This window comes from Spirillospora sp. NBC_01491 (genome assembly GCF_036227065.1).
GTDB classification, from domain to species: domain Bacteria; phylum Actinomycetota; class Actinomycetes; order Streptosporangiales; family Streptosporangiaceae; genus Spirillospora; species Spirillospora xylanilytica.
In genome coordinates, this window is sequence record NZ_CP109432.1 from 4195891 (window position 1) to 4213546 (window position 17656).

14 protein-coding genes are annotated in these 17656 nt (G+C 71.8%); 8 read left to right on the forward strand and 6 right to left on the reverse strand.

The genetic code is table 11. From position 1 onward, the window contains the following. Window positions 1–35: 35 nt before the first annotated feature. The 4 genes from tsaE to OHA34_RS19425 form a co-directional block, all read right to left on the reverse strand. On the reverse strand, window positions 36–527 hold the full coding sequence (gene tsaE, locus OHA34_RS19410) for a tRNA (adenosine(37)-N6)-threonylcarbamoyltransferase complex ATPase subunit type 1 TsaE (RefSeq protein WP_329518515.1): 492 nt from the start codon (window positions 525–527) through the stop codon (window positions 36–38). Further along, on the reverse strand, window positions 524–1615 hold the full coding sequence (locus OHA34_RS19415) for an alpha/beta fold hydrolase (RefSeq protein ID WP_329518516.1): 1092 nt from the start codon (window positions 1613–1615) through the stop codon (window positions 524–526). Before OHA34_RS19415 ends, tsaE begins: the two co-directional genes overlap by 4 nt. Next, the gene (gene alr / locus OHA34_RS19420) at window positions 1608–2753 is read right to left on the reverse strand and encodes an alanine racemase (RefSeq protein WP_329518517.1); all 1146 of its coding nucleotides are present in this window, start codon (window positions 2751–2753) and stop codon (window positions 1608–1610) included. The genes OHA34_RS19415 and alr overlap by 8 nt, the downstream gene beginning before the upstream one ends. 163 nt (window positions 2754–2916) lie before the next feature. Beyond that, the gene (locus OHA34_RS19425; RefSeq protein WP_329518518.1) at window positions 2917–4452 is read right to left on the reverse strand and encodes an NAD(P)H-hydrate dehydratase; all 1536 of its coding nucleotides are present in this window, start codon (window positions 4450–4452) and stop codon (window positions 2917–2919) included. A gap of 285 nt (window positions 4453–4737) precedes the next feature. Between OHA34_RS19425 and OHA34_RS19430 the strand changes: the two genes are divergently transcribed. From OHA34_RS19430 to OHA34_RS19440, 3 genes are all read left to right on the forward strand, one after another. Continuing rightward, window positions 4738–5598: a helix-turn-helix domain-containing protein gene (locus OHA34_RS19430; RefSeq protein WP_285942649.1), complete on the forward strand. Its 861-nt coding sequence runs from the start codon at window positions 4738–4740 to the stop codon at window positions 5596–5598. 45 nt (window positions 5599–5643) lie between these two features. Then, window positions 5644–5865 (forward strand): DUF397 domain-containing protein, encoded by a 222-nt coding sequence (locus OHA34_RS19435; RefSeq protein WP_285942650.1) that lies wholly within the window; start codon window positions 5644–5646, stop codon window positions 5863–5865. A gap of 371 nt (window positions 5866–6236) precedes the next feature. Further along, complete coding sequence (locus OHA34_RS19440) at window positions 6237–6455, forward strand: DUF397 domain-containing protein (RefSeq protein WP_285942651.1); 219 nt, start codon at window positions 6237–6239, stop codon at window positions 6453–6455. A 107-nt stretch (window positions 6456–6562) separates the two neighbouring features. Here the strand turns inward: OHA34_RS19440 and glmS are convergent, their stop codons facing one another. Beyond that, window positions 6563–8407 (reverse strand): glutamine--fructose-6-phosphate transaminase (isomerizing), encoded by a 1845-nt coding sequence (gene glmS / locus OHA34_RS19445; protein ID WP_285942652.1) that lies wholly within the window; start codon window positions 8405–8407, stop codon window positions 6563–6565. A 143-nt stretch (window positions 8408–8550) separates the two neighbouring features. On the opposite strand from glmS, the gene coaA reads away from it, so the two are divergent. The 4 genes from coaA (at window position 8551) to OHA34_RS19465 (ending at window position 16261) form a co-directional block, all read left to right on the forward strand. Next, window positions 8551–9492 carry a type I pantothenate kinase gene (gene coaA / locus OHA34_RS19450; protein ID WP_285942653.1) on the forward strand — a complete coding sequence of 314 codons (942 nt, stop codon included), beginning with the start codon at window positions 8551–8553 and terminating at the stop codon, window positions 9490–9492. 84 nt (window positions 9493–9576) lie between these two features. Beyond that, complete coding sequence (locus OHA34_RS19455; RefSeq protein ID WP_329518519.1) at window positions 9577–11817, forward strand: DUF4132 domain-containing protein; 2241 nt, start codon at window positions 9577–9579, stop codon at window positions 11815–11817. Between the two features lie 7 nt (window positions 11818–11824). After that, window positions 11825–14032 (forward strand): DUF4132 domain-containing protein, encoded by a 2208-nt coding sequence (locus OHA34_RS19460; RefSeq protein ID WP_329518520.1) that lies wholly within the window; start codon window positions 11825–11827, stop codon window positions 14030–14032. A 6-nt stretch (window positions 14033–14038) separates the two neighbouring features. Then, window positions 14039–16261 carry a DUF4132 domain-containing protein gene (locus tag OHA34_RS19465; RefSeq protein ID WP_329518521.1) on the forward strand — a complete coding sequence of 741 codons (2223 nt, stop codon included), beginning with the start codon at window positions 14039–14041 and terminating at the stop codon, window positions 16259–16261. Here the strand turns inward: OHA34_RS19465 and OHA34_RS19470 are convergent. Beyond that, the gene (locus OHA34_RS19470) at window positions 16153–16683 is read right to left on the reverse strand and encodes an ATP-binding protein (RefSeq protein WP_329518522.1); all 531 of its coding nucleotides are present in this window, start codon (window positions 16681–16683) and stop codon (window positions 16153–16155) included. The genes OHA34_RS19465 and OHA34_RS19470 overlap by 109 nt on opposite strands. Window positions 16684–16792: 109 nt before the next feature. Between OHA34_RS19470 and OHA34_RS19475 the strand changes: the two genes are divergently transcribed. Further along, on the forward strand, window positions 16793–17638 hold the full coding sequence (locus tag OHA34_RS19475) for a helix-turn-helix domain-containing protein (RefSeq protein ID WP_329518523.1): 846 nt from the start codon (window positions 16793–16795) through the stop codon (window positions 17636–17638). Window positions 17639–17656: the final 18 nt, after the last annotated feature.

The window sequence follows — 17656 nt, forward strand, 5'->3', positions numbered from 1 at the left end:
CCAATCGGGCCGGGAGAAATCCGCGGTCTTCCCGATCAGTGGAGCTCTCGCGCCAGTCCGGCCCAGCGCTCGCCCACTCCGGTGATCTTTACCGCGCGCTCTTCGGTGCTCCCGTCGCCGCGCGAAATGATCATTTCCAGCCGGGCGTCGGCCAGCCCCTCGGCCAGCCCCTCTCCCCATTCCACGACCGTTACCGACGCGTCCGCGGAAGCGTCCAGATCAAGATCGTCGAGTTCGGCGAATCCGCCCAGCCGATAGGCGTCCACGTGCACCAAAGGGGGCCCGCCGCACAGCGAGGGATGGACCCGCGCGATGACGAAGGTCGGCGAGGTGATCGGCCCGCGCACCTTCAGCCCCTCGCCGATGCCCTGGGTGAGGGTGGTCTTGCCGGCGCCGAGATCGCCGGTGAGCACCAGCAGGTCGCCCGGCCGGAGCAGGCCGGCCAGGCGGACGCCGAGATCGCGCATATCGGCGGCGTCCGGCACGGTGCGGGTGACGGTGACGGTGACGGTGCCCGGTTCGCTCACGCCGTACGCTCCTCCAGCTCGGGACGGACTCGGTCGATCAGCCGCCGCACGCCGCCGGTGACCACCCCCGGATACTCCAGCGGCAGCACGTGCCCGGCCTCGGCGACCTCGACCAGCTCGGCGTCCGGCAGCTCCGCGGCGATGCGGCGGCCGTGCGCGGCGGGGGTCAGCCGGTCGGCGCCGCCGGCCAGCACCAGCACCGGCACCCGGCCGAGGGACTCCAGCGCGCCCAGCTTGTCGTGGCCGAGCAGCGTCGGGTAGAACTCCGCGATCACATCGATCGGGGTGGCCCTGATCATCTGCTCCAGGAAGTCGACCACGGTGGGGCTGACGTACTTGTCGGCGAAGGCCATCTTCCTGGTGACGATGAACGCCAGGTCGGCGCCGAGCCCGCGGGCCCGGTCGACCAGGTCGGCGCGGCGGCCGAGGCCGCGCAGCGTGCCGGACGCCAGCGGCCGGACGAGCTTGGCCAGCGCCATCGGCAGGCCCAGCGTCATCTCCCCCAGGTCGCCGCAGGAGCTGTTGACCAGCGCCGCCGCCCGCACCTGCGCGCCGAACAGCTCGGGGTGCCGGTCGGCCAGCGCCAGCACCGACATGCCGCCCATGGAATGGCCGACGAGCACCACCGGGTCGTCCGGGCGGGTCGTGGCGCGCAGCACCGCGTACAGGTCCTCGCCGGTCTGGTCGATGGTGGCGTGCTCGGGCTCGCCGCGCCCGGACCTGCCGTGGCTGCGCTGGTCCCAGAACACCATCCGCAGCTGGTCGCCGGCGGCGCCGCGTCCTTGCAGGTCGCGGCGCTGATAGTGCCAGGAGTCCTGGTTGAGGCAGTAGCCGTGGGAGAAGACCACCGTCAGCGCCGCGTCGTCCGGGCCGTCCACCTCGACGTGCAGGGGCAGGCCGTCGCTCGCGAGCACGGTGCTCTCCCGCCCGCGCAGCGCCCCGAACGGCTCGTCGGCGTCGGGGTCGGGCCGCAGCCGGACCCGGCCCACCGCCAGCCGGCGCAGCCCGACGGCCGCGCCCACCCCCGCCGCGCCGACGCCCGCGACGGCGCCGGCGATGCCCATCCTGCGCTTGTTCCTGCTATCCATCCGCGTCCCCCACAGCGCCCTCTCCCGGGTACGCGCGCGGCACCCGGGAACCGATCCGGGTGACGATCTCATACGAGATCGTGCCCAGCGCCTCCGCCCACTCCTGCGCGGTCGGCTCGCCCCGGTCCCCCGGCCCGAACAGGATGATCTCGTCGCCGGCGGACAGCTCGTCGTCGCCGATGTCGATCACGAACTGGTCCATGCAGACGCGTCCGGCGATCCGCCGCCGGCGGCCCGCCGCGAGCACTTCCAGCAGGTTGGAGCCGTGCCGGGGGATCCCGTCGCCGTATCCGGCGGGGACCAGCGCCAGCGTCGTCTCCCGTTCGGTGCGGTAGGTGTGCCCGTACGAGACGCCGCTGCCCGCCGGAACCCGCTTGACCAGCGCCGCGTCGCAGACGAGCGTCATCGCCGGCCGCAGCCCGAACGTGCCCGCCTGCGGGATCGGCGTCAGGCCGTACGTGGCGATGCCCGGCCTGACCAGGTCGAACCGGGCGTCCGGCAGCGTCAGCGCGGCGGCGGAGTTGGCCAGGTGCCGGACGTCGGGCCGCACCCCCGCCTTCTCGGCGTACTCGATCATCTCGGTGAACAGGCCGAGCTGGAGCGCGATGGACGGGTGGCCGGGCTCGTCCGCGCAGGCGAAGTGGGACATCAGCCCCACCACCCGCAGGTGCCCCGCCGCCTCAGCCTCCAGCGCCGCCTCGACCAGCTCGGGCCAGCCGTCCGGCCCGGCGCCGCCCCGGCTCATCCCGGTGTCGGCCTTGAGGTGCACGCGGGCCGGGCGGCCCGCCCGGACGGCCGCGCGGGCGATCTCCTCGACCAGCCAGACCGCGCCCGCCACGAGATCGACGTCGGCGGCGACGGCCCGCTCGTACGGCTCGCCCGGCACGCCCAGGCAGATCAGGATCGGGACGCCGGTGACGCCCGCGGCGCGCAGCCGCAGCGCCTCGTCGGTCTTGGCGACGCCCAGCCAGGTGGCGCCGCCGGCCAGCGCGGCGCGGGACGCCTCGACCAGCCCGTGGCCGTACGCCTCGGCCTTCACCATGGCCATGACCTCGGCGCCCCCCGCGCTCGCGCGCAGCAGGGCGACGTTATGGCTGATCGCGTCGGGATCGACGCGTGCCTGTGCTGGAACCCTCATGGTCACCCAGTGTGCCGTCCCGGCGGCGGTGTTCGGGGCATCCGGCCCCTGCTCACGACCACCTTCACCCCTTTTGGACGCCTTCGTCGGATACCCGGTTCAGGACACGGCCGCGACGCCGGGACGCCGCCCAGGCCGCCGGACGGGCCGCCGGACGGCCGCCTCACAGCGTGCGGAACGCCTCCGGGAGCGCGGTGACGACGTCGGACGCGCCGATCGGCGACTCGCCGCGGTCCTGGCCGCTCCCCTGCCCGTCCCCCCACCCGGACGCGGGTCCGGCGGAGGCGGGACGGCCCGCCGCGGCGAGCCGGGCGGCCAGGCCGTGCAGGTAGGCGCCCGCCGCGGCGGCGTCGATGGCGGCCATCCCGCCGGCCAGCAGCGCCCCGATCAGCCCGGACAGCACGTCGCCGGTGCCCGCCGTGGCCAGCCGCGGCGTGCCGGTCGGGTTGACCCGGACGGGCCGGTCCTCCTCGGCGATCAGCGTCGTCGACCCCTTGAGCAGGACGGTCGCGGGCAGCTCGGCCGCGGCCCGGCGGACGTGCTCCAGCCGGCGCGCCTCGATCTCGTCCCGTCCGGCGCCGGTGAGCCGGGCCAGCTCGCCCGCGTGCGGGGTCAGGACGGTCGGCGCCGTGCGGGGCAGCAGATCGCGGCGGCGGGCCAGCACCGTCAGCCCGTCGGCGTCGACCAGCACCGGCACGTCGGTGCCGAGCGCCGCCTCCAGCAGCCGCTCGGCCGCGTCCCCGGTGCCGAGGCCGGGGCCGACCACCCACGCCTGCACCCGTCCGATCCCGTCCAGCGGCGCGGGCGCGTCCGGGTCGAGCACGGTCGTGACCACCTCGGGCCACCGCTGCCGCACCAGCTCGACGGGATGCGGGACGGACGCGAACCGCACCATCCCCGCGCCGCCGCGCACCGCCCCGCCCACGCTCAGCACGGCCGCGCCGGTGAAGGCGTCGCCGCCCGCCAGGACGCCCACCACCCCGCGCCGGTACTTGTCGGACTCGGGGCCGGGCTCGGGCGGCAGGACGTCGGCCGGGCGCGCCGTGACCACGTCGGGATCGGGCAGATCGGCGCCGAGCCCGATGTCGACCAGCTCGACGACGCCGCAGCGCGCCGCACCGGGGTCGACCAGCAGGCCGGGCTTGTAGGTGCCGAAGGTGACCGTCACGTCGGCCCGCACCGCCGCGCCGTCGACCCGGCCGGACCCCGCGTCCACCCCGCTCGGCACGTCGCAGGCCACCACGAGCCCGGGGGCCTCGGCGGCGAGCCCGGCCAGCGTGGCGTGCGGCTCGCGCAGGCCGCCGGTGCCGCCGATCCCGGTCAGCCCGTCGATGATCAGATCGGCCGCGGCGATCGCGTCGGCGGCGCCCGCGGGCACCGCCGCCGGGCCCACCAGCAGCCGCCCGCCCTCCGCGCGCAGGGCGGCCAGCCCGTCCCGGTGGATCTTCGAGCCCGCCTGGACGGCCGACACCCGCGCGCCCCGGCCGGCCAGCCTGGCCCCCGCGTACAGCGCGTCGCCGCCGTTGTCGCCGCCGCCGACCAGCAGCACGATCCGCGAGCCGTACACCGAGGGGAGCAGCCGCGCGCAGATCGAGGCGAGCCCCGCGGCGGCCCGCTGCATGAGCGCGCCGTCCGGCAGCCTCGCCATCAGGGCCCGCTCGGCCGCCCGTACCTTGCCGACCTCGTGCGCGTACCTCATCCGCAGCTCCCTGAGCGCCGTCCGCGTCCCGGGCCCCGGATCCGGCCCCCGGCTCCGCCCCCGATCACCCCACCAGGGTGTCACGGCGGCCCGGCCCGGCCCGGACCCCGGCCCCGTTTCCGCGGGGATATGCGCAGGTTGCCGAGTAAGTTTCATCGTGATGTACAGACTTACCGGCACTCCGTAGAATCATCGATACCGGGTCCGCATGTCCCTCCGCGCGGCCGGCCCCCGGTACGGCAGACTGCGCACAGAGCACTCCGCTGGACTGGAGAGGCCGCAGCTATGAGCGCATCCCGAGGTCCCTCAGTCCGCCAGCGCCGCCTGGCCGCCGAACTCCGGAGGTTGCGCGAACAGAAGGGATTCACCGGAGACGACGTCGCCGAACGGCTGACCTGGTCGACTGCCAAGGTCAGCCGGATCGAGAACGCGCGCACCAGCGCCAAGATCAACGACGTCGACCGTCTCCTCGACCTGTACGACATAGAACCGGGCCGCCGCGACGACCTCATCACCCTGGCACACGATGCCGCGAAGAAGGGCTGGTGGGAGGACTACCGCGACCTGCCCGGCCCCTATGCCGACTTCATCGCCCTCGAAGCCGAGGCGACGGCGACCAGGGAATGGGGCAGCATCGTCTTCCCCGGCCTCCTCCAGACCGAGGACTACGCCCGGAACGTGATCGGCGGGTGGAGCGAGCTGGCCACGCTTCCGCCGCAGGAATTGGAACGCAGGCTTCAGGTGCGGCTGCGCCGCCAGGAACTGCTGTACCAGGCCCAGCCGCTGGAGTTCTCGGCGATTATCGATGAGGCCGTCCTGAATCGTCAGGTGGGCGACCCCAAGGTCATGCGCGAGCAGCTTGAGCACCTTTGTCGCCTGACCGAACTGCCCAATGTCTCAGTGCAGATACTCCCCTTGCGAAGCACACACTCGGTGCTGGCTGAATCGTTTATCCTGTTGGAGTTCTCGCAGGTACACGACATCACCTTTCCTGATATCGTGCATACCGAGAGTCTAACGATCAGTCACTTTGTGGATGAGGGTGTCACCTTCATGTACCGCCTCGCCTATACGACTCTCGCCGGCCAGGCGCTGACACCTGCTGAATCCAGGCGGCGAATCCTGGCGGCGAGGGATTATCGCTAGGCGATTGCGCCGCGGAGTGACACGTATTCATGTGAAAGGCATCGAGTGTCCTCTATTGTCACTTCTGTCCCGACCTGGCGGCGAAGCGCCTACTGCGGGGCCAGCAACACCTGCGTCGAGGTGGCCACACTGGCCGTGGCGGAGCCTTCCATCGGGGCACGTGACGCCAAGCACGGCACCCAGAGCCCGGTCCTGACGTTCTCGCGGACCGAATGGCGTTCCTTCGTGGAACGGACCAAGAAGGGCGTTTACGACCTGGAGGTATGAAGCAGGCGGCACACCATGCCGCACTCCGGCGCCATTGGAGCCCGCTGAGCGGAGCCCGGCGCACGAGCCGAGTCACGACCCGCGACACCTGTCGAGACTCGGCTCGCTGCTTTTCCCGGCTCCGCCCCGAAACCCTCCGCCAATCATGAGAATTTCACGATCTCTGAGAATTGCAGAAGATCTCTCCGGCGGCACGGGGAATCACCGTCCTCGGTGAGGCGCACCGACCGTTCTCCACTCACCTCTCGCCGGAGACCTCCCCTATACCCAGAACCCCGTAGACCGCAGCAATTCCGCCGATCCTTGTTACCGTGTGCGGAGAACCGAGCCCGTGTCCCCCACTCGAACGCACCTTCAAGCCGGGAGCCGGAATGGATTTCCACACCACACCCCCCACTCCATGGAGGACGAGCCGCCGGTGCGGCGCCAGCCAGGCGTGCGTCGAGGTCGCACGGCGCGGCGGCCGGTCCGTGGCCGTCCGGGACGGCGGCGGTCAGCCCGGCGACGAGGCCGAGACCCTCACCTTCAGCGTCCGCGAGTGGCGGCGCTTCAGCGAGCGCGCCAAGGACGGCGGCTTCGACCTGGCCTGACCGTGCCGGTCCCCTGAGCGGCTCCGTCCACCTGGGGACCGTCCCGGGGAAGGCGAACGCCCCCAGGAGGCCAGCGGCCTCCTGGGGGCGTGACGGGTGTTCCGGCGCTACTCGACCGTGACGGACTTGGCCAGGTTGCGCGGCTGGTCGACGTCGTGGCCCTTGGCGGTGGCCAGCTCGCAGGCGAACACCTGGAGCGGCACCGTGGTCACCAGCGGCTGGAGCAGCGTCGGCACCGCGGGCACGCTGATCAGCGTGTCGGCGTACGGCTCGACCGAGGTGTCGCCCTCCTCGGCGATCACGATGGTGCGGGCGCCGCGGGCGCGGATCTCCTGGATGTTGGAGACGATCTTGTCGTGCAGCACGTCGCGGACCCGCGGCGGCACCACCACCACGACCGGCAGCCCGTCCTCGATCAGCGCGATCGGCCCGTGCTTGAGCTCGCCGGCGGCAAAGCCCTCGGCGTGCATGTAGGCCAGCTCCTTGAGCTTCAGCGCGCCCTCCAGGGCCACCGGGAAGCCGACGTGCCGGCCGAGGAACAGCACGCAGTGCTCGCCGGCGAGCGACCGGGCCAGCTCGCGGACCGGCTCCATGGTCTCCAGGACCTTCTCCACCTTCTCCGGCATCTGCGCGAGGAGCTGCACCATGGCGAAGACCTCGTCGCCCCACTTGGTGCCCCGCACCTGCGCCAGGTAGAGGGCGATCAGGTAGACCGCGACGAGCTGGGTGAGGAACGCCTTGGTGGAGGCGACCGCGATCTCGGGCCCGGCGTGGGTGTAGAGCACGCCGTCGCACTCGCGCGGCAGCGTGGACCCGTTGACGTTGCAGATGCCGAGCAGCTTGGCGTGCTGCTCGCGGGCATGCCGCAGCGCCATCAGCGCGTCCATCGTCTCGCCGGACTGGGAGATCACGATGACCAGGGTGCTGCGGCTCAGGATCGGGTCGCGATAGCGGAACTCGCTGGCCAGCTCGACCTCGCAGGGCAGCCCGGCCCAGTGCTCGATCGCGTACTTGGCGATCAGCCCGGCGTGGAAGGACGTCCCGCAGGCGACGATGATGATCTTGTCGACCTCGCGCAGCTCCTGGTCGGAGATGCGCATCTCGTCCAGGGTGAGCCGGCCGTCGGCGCCGATCCGGCCGAGCAGCGTGTCGGCGACCGCGCGCGGCTGCTCGGCGATCTCCTTGAGCATGAAGTAGTCGTAGCCGCCCTTCTCGGCGGCCGACACGTCCCAGTCGACGTGGTACTCCTTCACCTCGGCGGGAAGCCCGTCGAAGCCCGTGACGGTCACCCCGTCGGCGCGCAGCTCGACGATCTGGTCCTGGCCCAGCTCGATCGCGTCGCGGGTGTGCGCGATGAACGCGGCCACGTCGCTGGCCAGGAAGTTCTCGCCGTCGCCGACGCCGACCACCAGCGGCGAGTTGCGGCGCGCGCCGACCACCAGGCCGGGGTCGCCGGTGTGCACCGCGACCAGGGTGAAGGCGCCCTCCAGCCGGCCGCAGACCCGGCGCGTCGCCTCGGCGAGGTCGCCGGCCGTCTTCAGCTCGTCCTCGATCAGGTGCGCGACGGCCTCGGTGTCGGTGTCGGAGCGCAGCGTGTGGCCGCCCTCCTCCAGCTCGGCGCGCAGCGTGGCGAAGTTCTCGATGATGCCGTTGTGGATCACCGCGACGGTCCCGCCGCAGTCGGTGTGCGGGTGCGCGTTGCGGTCGTTCGGCGGCCCGTGCGTCGCCCACCGGGTGTGCCCGATGCCGAGCGTCCCGGCCGGCGGCGGCGACTCCGTCAGCGCCTTGCGCAAGTTGATCAGCTTGCCGGCGCGCTTGGCCGTGGCCAGCCGCCCGTCCGACAGCAGCGCCACCCCGGCCGAGTCGTAGCCGCGGTACTCCAGCCGCGCCAGGCCCTCGACCACGACGTCCAGCGCCGGCTTCGCGCCCACGTACCCCACGATTCCGCACATGGCGGCAAGCCTATTCGGAAGAGCGCCTGCTCCGTGCGAGCGCCCCCGCGGCCCCGGCGGCCGAGGCCACGGGAGGGTGGCTATAGCGTGGACGCCCGGTCAAGGACCCCGGTCCACCTCAGACAGGTGGCTACTGTTCAGCCATGACGAGCGGATGGGACAGCGTGCCGAGCCCTTATGTGGAACTCTCCCGCGACGCCTGGCGGGCGCTGCGCGAGAACACCCCGCTGCCCCTGACCCCGGAGGAGCTCGACGAGCTGCGCGGCCTGCGCGACCCGATCGACATCACCGAGGTCGAGGAGGTCTACCTTCCGCTGTCACGGCTGCTGAACCTGTTCTTCATGGCCGACGGGGGCCTGCGCGACACCGTCAGCGGGTTCCTCGGCGAGCCGGTGCAGCCCACCCCGTTCATCATCGGCGTGGCGGGCAGCGTGGCGGTCGGCAAGTCGACCACCGCGCGGCTGCTGCGCACGCTGCTGGCCCGCTGGCCCGAGCACCCGAGCGTGGAGCTGGTCACCACCGACAGCTTCCTGCACCCGAACGCGGTGCTGACCGATCGCGGGATCATGGACCGGAAGGGCTTCCCCGAGTCCTACGACCGGCGCGCGCTGGTCCGGTTCGTGTCGGAGATCAAGGCGGGCGCGGCCGGGCACTCGATCCCGGTCTACTCGCATCTGGAGTACGACATCGTGCCGGGCGCGGCGCAGACCGTCCGGCGCCCCGACATCCTGATCGTCGAGGGCCTGAACGTGCTCCAGGCGCCGCCCGCCGGACAGCTCGGGGTGGCCGACTTCTTCGACTTCTCGATCTACGTGGACGCGCGGGTCGAGGACATCCGGCAGTGGTACGTCGACCGGCTGCTCGCGCTGCGCCGCACCGCGTTCACCGATCCCCGCTCCTACTTCCACAAGTACGCGCACGAGCTCGACGAGGACGAGACGGCCGCGTTCGCCCAGCGGGTGTGGCGCGACGTCAACGAGATCAACCTGGTCTCCAACATCCTGCCGACGCGCGCCCGCGCCACGCTGGTGCTGCACAAGGGCCGCGACCACGGCGTCCAGCGGGTCCGGCTGCGCCGCATCTGACTGGAACGCCGGTCCGGGACGGGTATCCGCCGATCTTTAATGATCTTCGGCGGGTTGTCGGGGGGCTCCTCTACGGTCTCCGACATGGACACACCCGGTGCGAGCCCCGTGACGGTCAAGGACGCCCCTCTCGACGCGTTGCCGCAGGTCCTGGTCGACCCGCCCTGGGAGCAGGCGGCACGGCTGCCCAGCCCCGCGAAGCCGAAGGAGCCCGAGCCGGTCCTCGTCCCCGGCCTGGAGCCCCCGGCCGGGCTGACCATCGCCTGGAAGCCGGGCGAACGCGAGGAATGGGCGGCGATCACGTCCTACGGCCACTTCGACGGCGACTGGGCCGCGATCATCGAGGAGTACCGGGAGCCCGGCGCGGGCTACCCGCCGACCAAGGCCGGCCTGCTGGTGCAGGGCCCCGAGGAGCTGGTCCGCCCGCTGGTGGCCGCCTGGCGGCCCGAATACACCAGCAGCTACTTCTGGCACTCGCTCAGGCCGATCGTGGCCCGGTTCGAGCTGGAGGCGCACGCCCCGCTGATCCACTGCGTCGACCTCGACCCCGCCGGCTGCATCAAGGCGCTCCTGCCGTTCCTGGACGCCGAGGTGGCGGTCCGGATGGCCGACTGGCACTTCCGGCTCAAGTCGACTCACGAGATCGCCCTCACCTGGTTGGAGCGGCACGGCCTGGCGGCGGTCCCGTTCCTGGTGCCGGACGCCCTGGGCAAGCGCCGTCCGGCCCGCAGGAAGGCCCTGGCCGCGCTGTGGGTCGTGGCCGGCCGCCACGGCCGTGACGCGGTCGCCGACGCCGCCCGTGTCCACGGCGACGAGGCCGCGGAGGCGGTGGCCGAGGCCCTGCGCCGCGAGCGGCCGGTCCTGGACGTGGCGAAGAAGCCGGCCGAGGGCCCGCCGAAGGCCCCGAAGGTCCCCTGGGCCGACCGTGCCCGGCTGCCCCGGCTGGTGCTGCGCGACGGCGGACGGGTGGTGCCGGTCAAGCAGGCCCGGAACGTCGTCTCGTTCATGGCGCTCTCCGGGACCGACCCGCATGAGGCACTGGAGGAGGTCCGCGAGCTCTGCACGCCGGCCTCGCTCGCCGCGTTCTCCCGGGGCGTCTTCGAGGCGTGGCGGCGGGCGGGCCAGCCGTCCCGCTTCGGCTGGGTGCTGACCCAGCTCGCCTGGTTCGGCGACGACGAGACCGTGCGGCTGCTCACCCCGATCATCCGCGCCTGGCCGGGAGAGGCCCGGCACGCCAAGGCCGAGCAGGGCCTGGACGTGCTCGCCGCGATCGGCACCGACGTGGCGCTGATCCACCTCAACGGGATCGCACGCAAGGTGCGGTACACCGGGCTCAGGTTCTACGCGCGGTCGATGATCCGCGAGGCGGCCGAGGCCCGCGGGCTCACTCCCGAGCAGCTCGCCGACCGGCTCGTCCCCGATTTCGAGCTGGACGCCGAGGGCGGGATGACCCTCGACTACGGGCCTCGGTCGTTCCGCGTCGGGTTCGACGAGCAGCTCAAGCCGTATGTCGTCGACGACACCGGCAAACTCCGCAAGGCCCTCCCCAAACCGGGCGTCAAGGACGACCCCGAGCTCGCCCCCGCCGCCTACCAGCGGTTCAGCACCTTGAAGAAGGACGTCCGGGCGAACGCCGCCGACCAGATCGCCCGCCTCGAAGCCGCCATGGTCACCGGACGCCGCTGGACCCCCGACGACTTCCGCGCCTTCTTCCTCGACCACCCGCTCATGTGGCACATCGCCCGCCGCCTGATCTGGACCGCCGACGACCGCCCCTTCCGCATCGCCGAAGACCGCACCTTCGCGGGCGTCGACGACGACGCCTTCGCCTTGCCCGACACCGCCGAGATCGGCATCGCCCACCCCCTGCACCTGGGCGACGCGGTCAAGGCATGGTCGGACGTCCTCGCCGACTACGAGATCCTCCAGCCCTTCCTCCAGCTCGGGCGCCAGATCCACACCCTCACCGAGGGCGAACGCGCCGGGGACCGACTCGGACGGTTCGAAGGCGTCACCGTCCCCACCGGCAGAGTCCTCGGGCTCACCCGGCACGGCTGGGAGCGGGGCACGCCGCAGGACGGCGGGGTGGAGGGCTGGATCTCCGTGCCCGCCGGCGGCGAGCGGTGGGTGGTGATCGACCTCGATCCGGGCATCGCGGTGGGCGCCGTCGAGGTCTTCCCCGAGCAGAACCTCCGGAGTGTCCTGATCAGCCCCAACGCGACCTCCTACCGATCGCCCCGCGAGGGCACCCCGACCTTCGGGGAGCTCGAACCGGTGGCCGCCTCCGAGCTCATCGCCCAGCTCACCGACCTCACCAGGAACTAGGAAAATAATGCCAGACACCCCCGCCGCGCACCTCGTCCCGGACGCTCCCGCGAGCGCCCTGCCCCCGCTGCTGGTCGAGCCGCCCTGGGTGCGGCGTCCCCCGCGCGACGAGCCGCTGACCATCAAGGGCCTCAAGGCGCCGCAGGAGCCGACCGTGGTGGTCTGGGCCCCGGGCGAGCGCGAGGAATGGCTGGACGAGCCGTACCGGAGCCTGGACCGCCTCCCGGACGACACCGCCTGGTCGGACCTCGCCGCGTCCTTCGCCCCGGTGTCCGGGTCCGACTTCGAGAACGACCCCCGGCTCCAGGCCGAGCACCTCGGCCTCCTGATGCAGGCCCCCGAGGAGTACGGCCAGGCCATCCTGGCCCGGTGGGACTTCCGTTACCACAGCGGCTCCACGGCGTGGCTCCACCCGCTGGTGGCACGGCACGAGCTGGCCGCGCTGGCGCTGGCCAAGTCCCTCGCCGAACGCGACGGCGCGGCGGCGGGCGGGCTCGTCCCGTTCCGCGACGCGGCCGTGATCCAGATCATGGTCGGGATCGGCGCCGACGGGTCCCACCTCCCGATGCTGCGCGCGTGGCTCGACCGGCACGGTCTGGCCGCCGTCCCGGCGCTGGTGCCCATCGCGTTCGGCCGGAGCGCCCCCAAGCGGAAGGGCGCCGAGGTCGCGCTCCGCCACCTCGTCGAGCGGCACGGGCACGCCGCCGTGACCGAGGCCGCGCGGTGCCATGGCGACGAGGCGGCCGACGCGGTCGCCGAGCTGCGGATCGATCCGCTCGACCTGTACCCGTGGCCGCTGTCCGAGTCCGCGCTCGACCCGGCGGAGCTGCCGCAGATCCTGCTGCGCGGACGGGACCGCGCGCTGCCCGCGTCCGCGACCCGGCACTTCATCACGATGCTCACCTTCACCCGCGGCGGCGCCTTCTACCCCGGGGTCGCGACGGTCACCGAGCTGTGCGACCCCGATTCCCTGACCGAGTTCGTCTGGGCGCTGTACGAGGCCCACCGGGGCTACCCCTTGTGGGCCGCCGACTGGATGGCGCACGCCCTGAAGCACCTGGGCGACGAGCAGACCGTCCGCCGCCTCACCTCGGTGATCAACCGCTGGTCGAAGGCGGACGCGTGGAGGAACAAGGGCTGGAACGCGCTGGAGGTGCACACGTCCGTCGGGACGGACGTCGCCCTGCGCTTCCTGCATCAGATCTCGCAGAAGGCGGCCGACCGGAAGCGGATCCGGCCGCAGGCGGAGGCGCTGCTCAACAAGATCGCGAAGGAGCGCGGGCTGACGTCCGAGCAGCTCGCCGACCGGCTCGTCCCCGATTTCGGGCTGGACGCCGAAGGCGGAATGACCCTCGACTACGGGCCTCGGTCATTCCGCGTCGGGTTCGACGAACAGCTCAAGCCCTACGTCGTCGACGACACCGGCAAACTCCGCAAGGCACTCCCCAAACCCGGCGCCAAGGACGACCCCGAGCTGGCACCCGCCGCCTACCAGCGGTTCACCGCCTTGAAGAAGGACGTCCGGACGATCGCCGCCGACCAGATCGCCCGCCTCGAAGCCGCCATGGTCACCGGACGCCGCTGGACCCCCGGCGACTTCCGCGCCTTCCTGGTCGACCACCCGCTCATGTGGCACATCGCCCGCCGCCTCGTCTGGACCGCCGACGACCGGCCTTTCCGCATCGCCGAAGACCGCACCTTCGCGGGCGTCGACGACCAGGGGTTCGACCCGTCCCCCACGGCCCGGATCGGCCTCCCGCACCCGTATCACCTGGGCGATACGGTCAAGGCATGGTCGGATGTCCTCGCCGACTACGAGATCCTCCAGCCCTTCCCCCAGCTCGGACGCGAGGTCCACCCCCTCACCGAGGAGGAGCGCGGCGGACACCGGCTCGGACGGTTCGAGGGCGTCACCGTGCCCATCGGCCGGGTCCTCAAGCTGACCCGGCTCGGCTGGGAACGGGGCGCCCCCGAGGACAACGGCGTCGCGACGCTGATCTCGCGGCCCGTCGGCACCTGCTGGGCCGTGGTCCAGCTCGACCCGGGCATCCCGGTGGGTGCCGTCGACGCCTTCCCCGAGCAGAGGATCGAGGACGTCGGCGTCTACGCCGCCCCGTACTGGCGCCGGTCCAAGAACTCGCCGGTGCTCGGCACGCTGGATCCGGTGACCGCCTCCGAGCTCATCGCCGAACTGACCGAACTCACCAGGGACTAGCAGCACATGCCAGAAACCCCCGCCATCATCGAGGACGCCCCCGAAAGCGCCCTCCCCCCGCTGCTGGTCGCGCCGCCGTGGACCCAGCGGCCGACGGGCCAGGAGCCGGTCGTCCTCAAGGGCCTGAAGCCACCCAAGGAGCCGACTGTCCTGGCCTGGGCGCCGGGCGAGCAGGCGGAATGGCTGGAGATGCCCTACCAGCATCACCATTTCGAACGCCTCCCCGACGGCACCGACTGGGCGGCGGCGGCCGAGACCTTCGCGAGCGGTGAGGCGCTGTCCGACCTCGACGACCAAGACCGCCGCAATCTGTACATCGGCCTGCTGATGCAGGGCCCGGACGAGCTCGGCCGCCGGCTGCTGGCCGACGAGCGCTACTCCGACGTCCTTCTCGACGAGTGGAAGGGGATCAGCGCCGTCCACGGCATCGTGGCCCGGCACGGCCTGGCGGCCTATCCGCTCGCGATGCTCGAGTCCAAGAGCCGGCGCGGCTACGTGAAGCAGCTCGCCCCGTTCGTGGACGCGGACGTGGCGCAGGCGATGATCAAGGGGCTGTACAACGGCTGGTACAACAAGACCGACGCCGCGGCCTGGTTCGAGCGGCACGGCCCGGCCGCCGCCCCGCTGGTCGTGCCGGACGCCCTCCGCAAGCCCGGCCCGAAGCGGAGGGCCGCCGAGCGGGCCCTCCTCTCGATCGCCCGGAAATACGGCCGCGAGACCATCGTCGAAGCCGCGCGGTACTACGGCGACGAGGCGACCAAGGCGATCGAGGCATTCCGCACCGACCCGCTCGACCTCTACCCCGACCCACTGCCGGAGCTCGCCGCGAAGGCCGTCCCCGAACGGCTCCCGCAGGTCCTCCTGCGCGGACGGGAGCGGGCCCTGCCCGCGTCCGCGACCCGCAACCTGATCACGATGCTGTCCATCTCCGTGACCGTGCCGTACCCGGGTCTCGTCTCGGCCATCGAGCCGTGCGACCCGCGCTCGCTCGCCGAGTTCGCATGGGCGCTGTACGAAGCCGACGACGAGCCCAAGATGTGGGCCTCCCCCTGGGTCCAGCACGCGCTGGCGTACCTGGGCGACGACGAGACGGCCGCCCGCCTCGCCGCGCAGGTCGTCCGCTGGTCGAAGGCGACGGTCTGGCACAGCGGAGGGGCGAACACCATGTACGTGTTCGCCTCGATCGGAACGGACACCACGCTGCGCCACCTGCACACGCTCGCGCGGAAGGCGGCCGACAAGGACAGGATCCGGCCCCGGGCACAGTCGGTCCTCGACCAGGCCGCGCGCAAGCGCGGGCTGACGTCCGAGCAGCTCGCCGACCGGCTCGTCCCCGACTTCGGGCTGGACGCCGAGGGCGGAATGACCCTCGACTACGGGCCACGCTCCTTCCGCGTCGGGTTCGACGAACAGCTCAAGCCCTACGTCATCGACGACACCGGCAAACTCCGCAAGGCACTCCCCAAGCCGGGCGCCAAAGACGACCCCGACCTCGCCCCCGCCGCCTACCAACGCTTCACCGTCCTCAAGAAGGAGGTGGGTGCCATCGCCTCCGACCAGACCAAACGCCTGGAGAGGGCGATGGTCGCCGGACGCCGCTGGACGCCGCAGGAGTTCCAGGACCTCCTCGTCGGCCACCCCCTCCTGTGGCACATCGTCCGGCGCCTCGTCTGGACGGCGGACGACCAGGGCGAGACCACCACGTTCCGGGTGGCCGAGGACCGCACCTTCGCGGGCGTCGACGACCAGCGGTTCGACCCGTCCCCCACGGCCCGGATCGGCCTCCCCCACCCGTATCACCTGGGCGAGGCGGTCAAAGCGTGGTCGGAGGTGCTCGCCGACTACGAGATCCTCCAGCCCTTCCCCCAGCTCGGACGCGGTGTCCACGTCCTCACCGACGACGAGCGCACCGGCTCGCGCCTGCGCCGCTTCGAGGGCTCCACCGTGCCGAACGGGCCCATCTACGGCCTGGAGCGCCAGGGCTGGGAGTTCGGCGCGAAGGAGAACCGCGGCTACCGCCGGACGATCTCGCTGACGCTCACCGGGAAGCAGCACCTGGTGATCGGCATGGAGCCCGGCATCGGCATCTTCGCCGAGGAGGATCCCGAGCAGAAGCTCGACTACGTCGGTCTCGACGGCCCCGAGAAGGGCACCTTCGGCGACCTCGACCCCGTGGCCGCCTCCGAGGCCCTCGCCACCCTGATCAGGCTCACCGGCTCAGAGTCCTGAACCCCCGCCGCGCCGTGCACCCCCGCACGGCGCGGCGGCTCCCCCAGGACGAACCACACCTCCGTCCCGCGGACGGACCGGCGCATGAACCCCCACCGCACGGCGAGTTCGTCCAGCAGGGCGATCCCGCGTCCGGACGCCTCCCCGAGCCCGGCCCGGCGGAGGCAGGGCGCCTCCGCCGCCCCCTGGTCGGCGACGGCCACCCGCGCCCAGCCCTCCGTCCAGTGGACGGTCAGCAGGAATGATCCGCCCACCTCGCCGCTGAGCGAATGGTTGATCGCGTTGGTGCCGACCTCCGACGCCAGCAGCATCGCGTCCGCGCGGCAGGGGTGACCGTCTCCCAGCGCATCGGCGACGAATCGCCGCGCCACCGGTATCTGAACGGGCAGGCCCGCGAGCCTGACCTCCAAGGAAAGCCACATCCTGTTCACCCGAATCCCCTCCGTCACCGCAGCCGTAGTCGTACGGTGACACTGTGCTCAACTAAGCACTCTGATCACAAGTGGTTCGAGAACAATTTGTGGAGGTGGCATGCCCTACACGCCGACCGTGCGCGGCCGACGCGTCGCCCGCGAGCTGAAGCGGCTCCGCCTGAAGGCCGGCCTGACCGGTGAGCAGGCCATCGCCGAGATCGGCTGGGACACCGCCAAGCTCAGCCGGATGGAGAACGCGAAGATGCGCATCACCTCCGGCGAGGTGATGGAACTGCTGGAGGTGTACGGCATCACCGGCGAGCAGCGGACCGAACTGGTGCGGCTCGCCCGCGAAGCCCGCCAGAAGGGCTGGTGGCACTCCTACGACGACGTCCTCAAGTCCGGCTTCAACGACTACCTCGCCTTCGAAGCCGAGGCCCTCACCTATCGCACCTATCAGACCACGCTGATTCCAGGAATCCTCCAGACCCCGGACTACGCACGGGCGGTACTGAGCGGCTCACAACCGAGAACTCCGGAGGAGATAGAGCGCGGCGTGGAAGTCCGTCAGGCGCGGCAGAAGCGGATCACGGCGTCCGACCAGCCGTTGCACGTATGGGCGATCATCGACGAGGCCGCGCTCCATCGGCTGGTGGACTGCCCCACGGTGCTGAAATCACAGCTCGAAGGGCTCCTTGACCTGGGCGGGCTGGCCAATGTGTCCATCCAGGTCCTGCCCTATCGCGCCGGGATCCACGCGGCGATCGACGGTCCGTTCATCCTGCTGACCTTTGACGGGTACCCCGAAGTCCTCTACATGGAGCACCTCATGGGCTGCATGTACATGGAGAAACCGGCTGAGACACGGCGGGGTAACCTGATCCTCGACCATCTGCTTGCTTCCGCACTGAACACCGGTGACTCGGCACGACTGATCCACCAGGTAGCCGGGGCCTTGTCTTGACCACAAGAAAGGATGTGT

What these genes read in the sequence shown, in the direction of transcription:
- alr (WP_329518517.1), bottom strand. Translation starts at nt 2,753, where the DNA reads ATGAGGGTTCCAGCACAGGCACGCGTCGATCCCGACGCGATCAGCCAT.
- OHA34_RS19465 (WP_329518521.1), top strand. Translation starts at nt 14,039, where the DNA reads ATGCCAGAAACCCCCGCCATCATCGAGGACGCCCCCGAAAGCGCCCTC.
- OHA34_RS19475 (WP_329518523.1), top strand. Translation starts at nt 16,793, where the DNA reads ATGCCCTACACGCCGACCGTGCGCGGCCGACGCGTCGCCCGCGAGCTG.
- OHA34_RS19470 (WP_329518522.1), bottom strand. Translation starts at nt 16,683, where the DNA reads ATGTGGCTTTCCTTGGAGGTCAGGCTCGCGGGCCTGCCCGTTCAGATA.
- OHA34_RS19440 (WP_285942651.1), top strand. Translation starts at nt 6,237, where the DNA reads ATGGATTTCCACACCACACCCCCCACTCCATGGAGGACGAGCCGCCGG.
- OHA34_RS19460 (WP_329518520.1), top strand. Translation starts at nt 11,825, where the DNA reads ATGCCAGACACCCCCGCCGCGCACCTCGTCCCGGACGCTCCCGCGAGC.
- coaA (WP_285942653.1), top strand. Translation starts at nt 8,551, where the DNA reads ATGACGAGCGGATGGGACAGCGTGCCGAGCCCTTATGTGGAACTCTCC.
- OHA34_RS19455 (WP_329518519.1), top strand. Translation starts at nt 9,577, where the DNA reads ATGGACACACCCGGTGCGAGCCCCGTGACGGTCAAGGACGCCCCTCTC.
- OHA34_RS19415 (WP_329518516.1), bottom strand. Translation starts at nt 1,615, where the DNA reads ATGGATAGCAGGAACAAGCGCAGGATGGGCATCGCCGGCGCCGTCGCG.
- OHA34_RS19430 (WP_285942649.1), top strand. Translation starts at nt 4,738, where the DNA reads ATGAGCGCATCCCGAGGTCCCTCAGTCCGCCAGCGCCGCCTGGCCGCC.
- glmS (WP_285942652.1), bottom strand. Translation starts at nt 8,407, where the DNA reads ATGTGCGGAATCGTGGGGTACGTGGGCGCGAAGCCGGCGCTGGACGTC.
- OHA34_RS19425 (WP_329518518.1), bottom strand. Translation starts at nt 4,452, where the DNA reads ATGAGGTACGCGCACGAGGTCGGCAAGGTACGGGCGGCCGAGCGGGCC.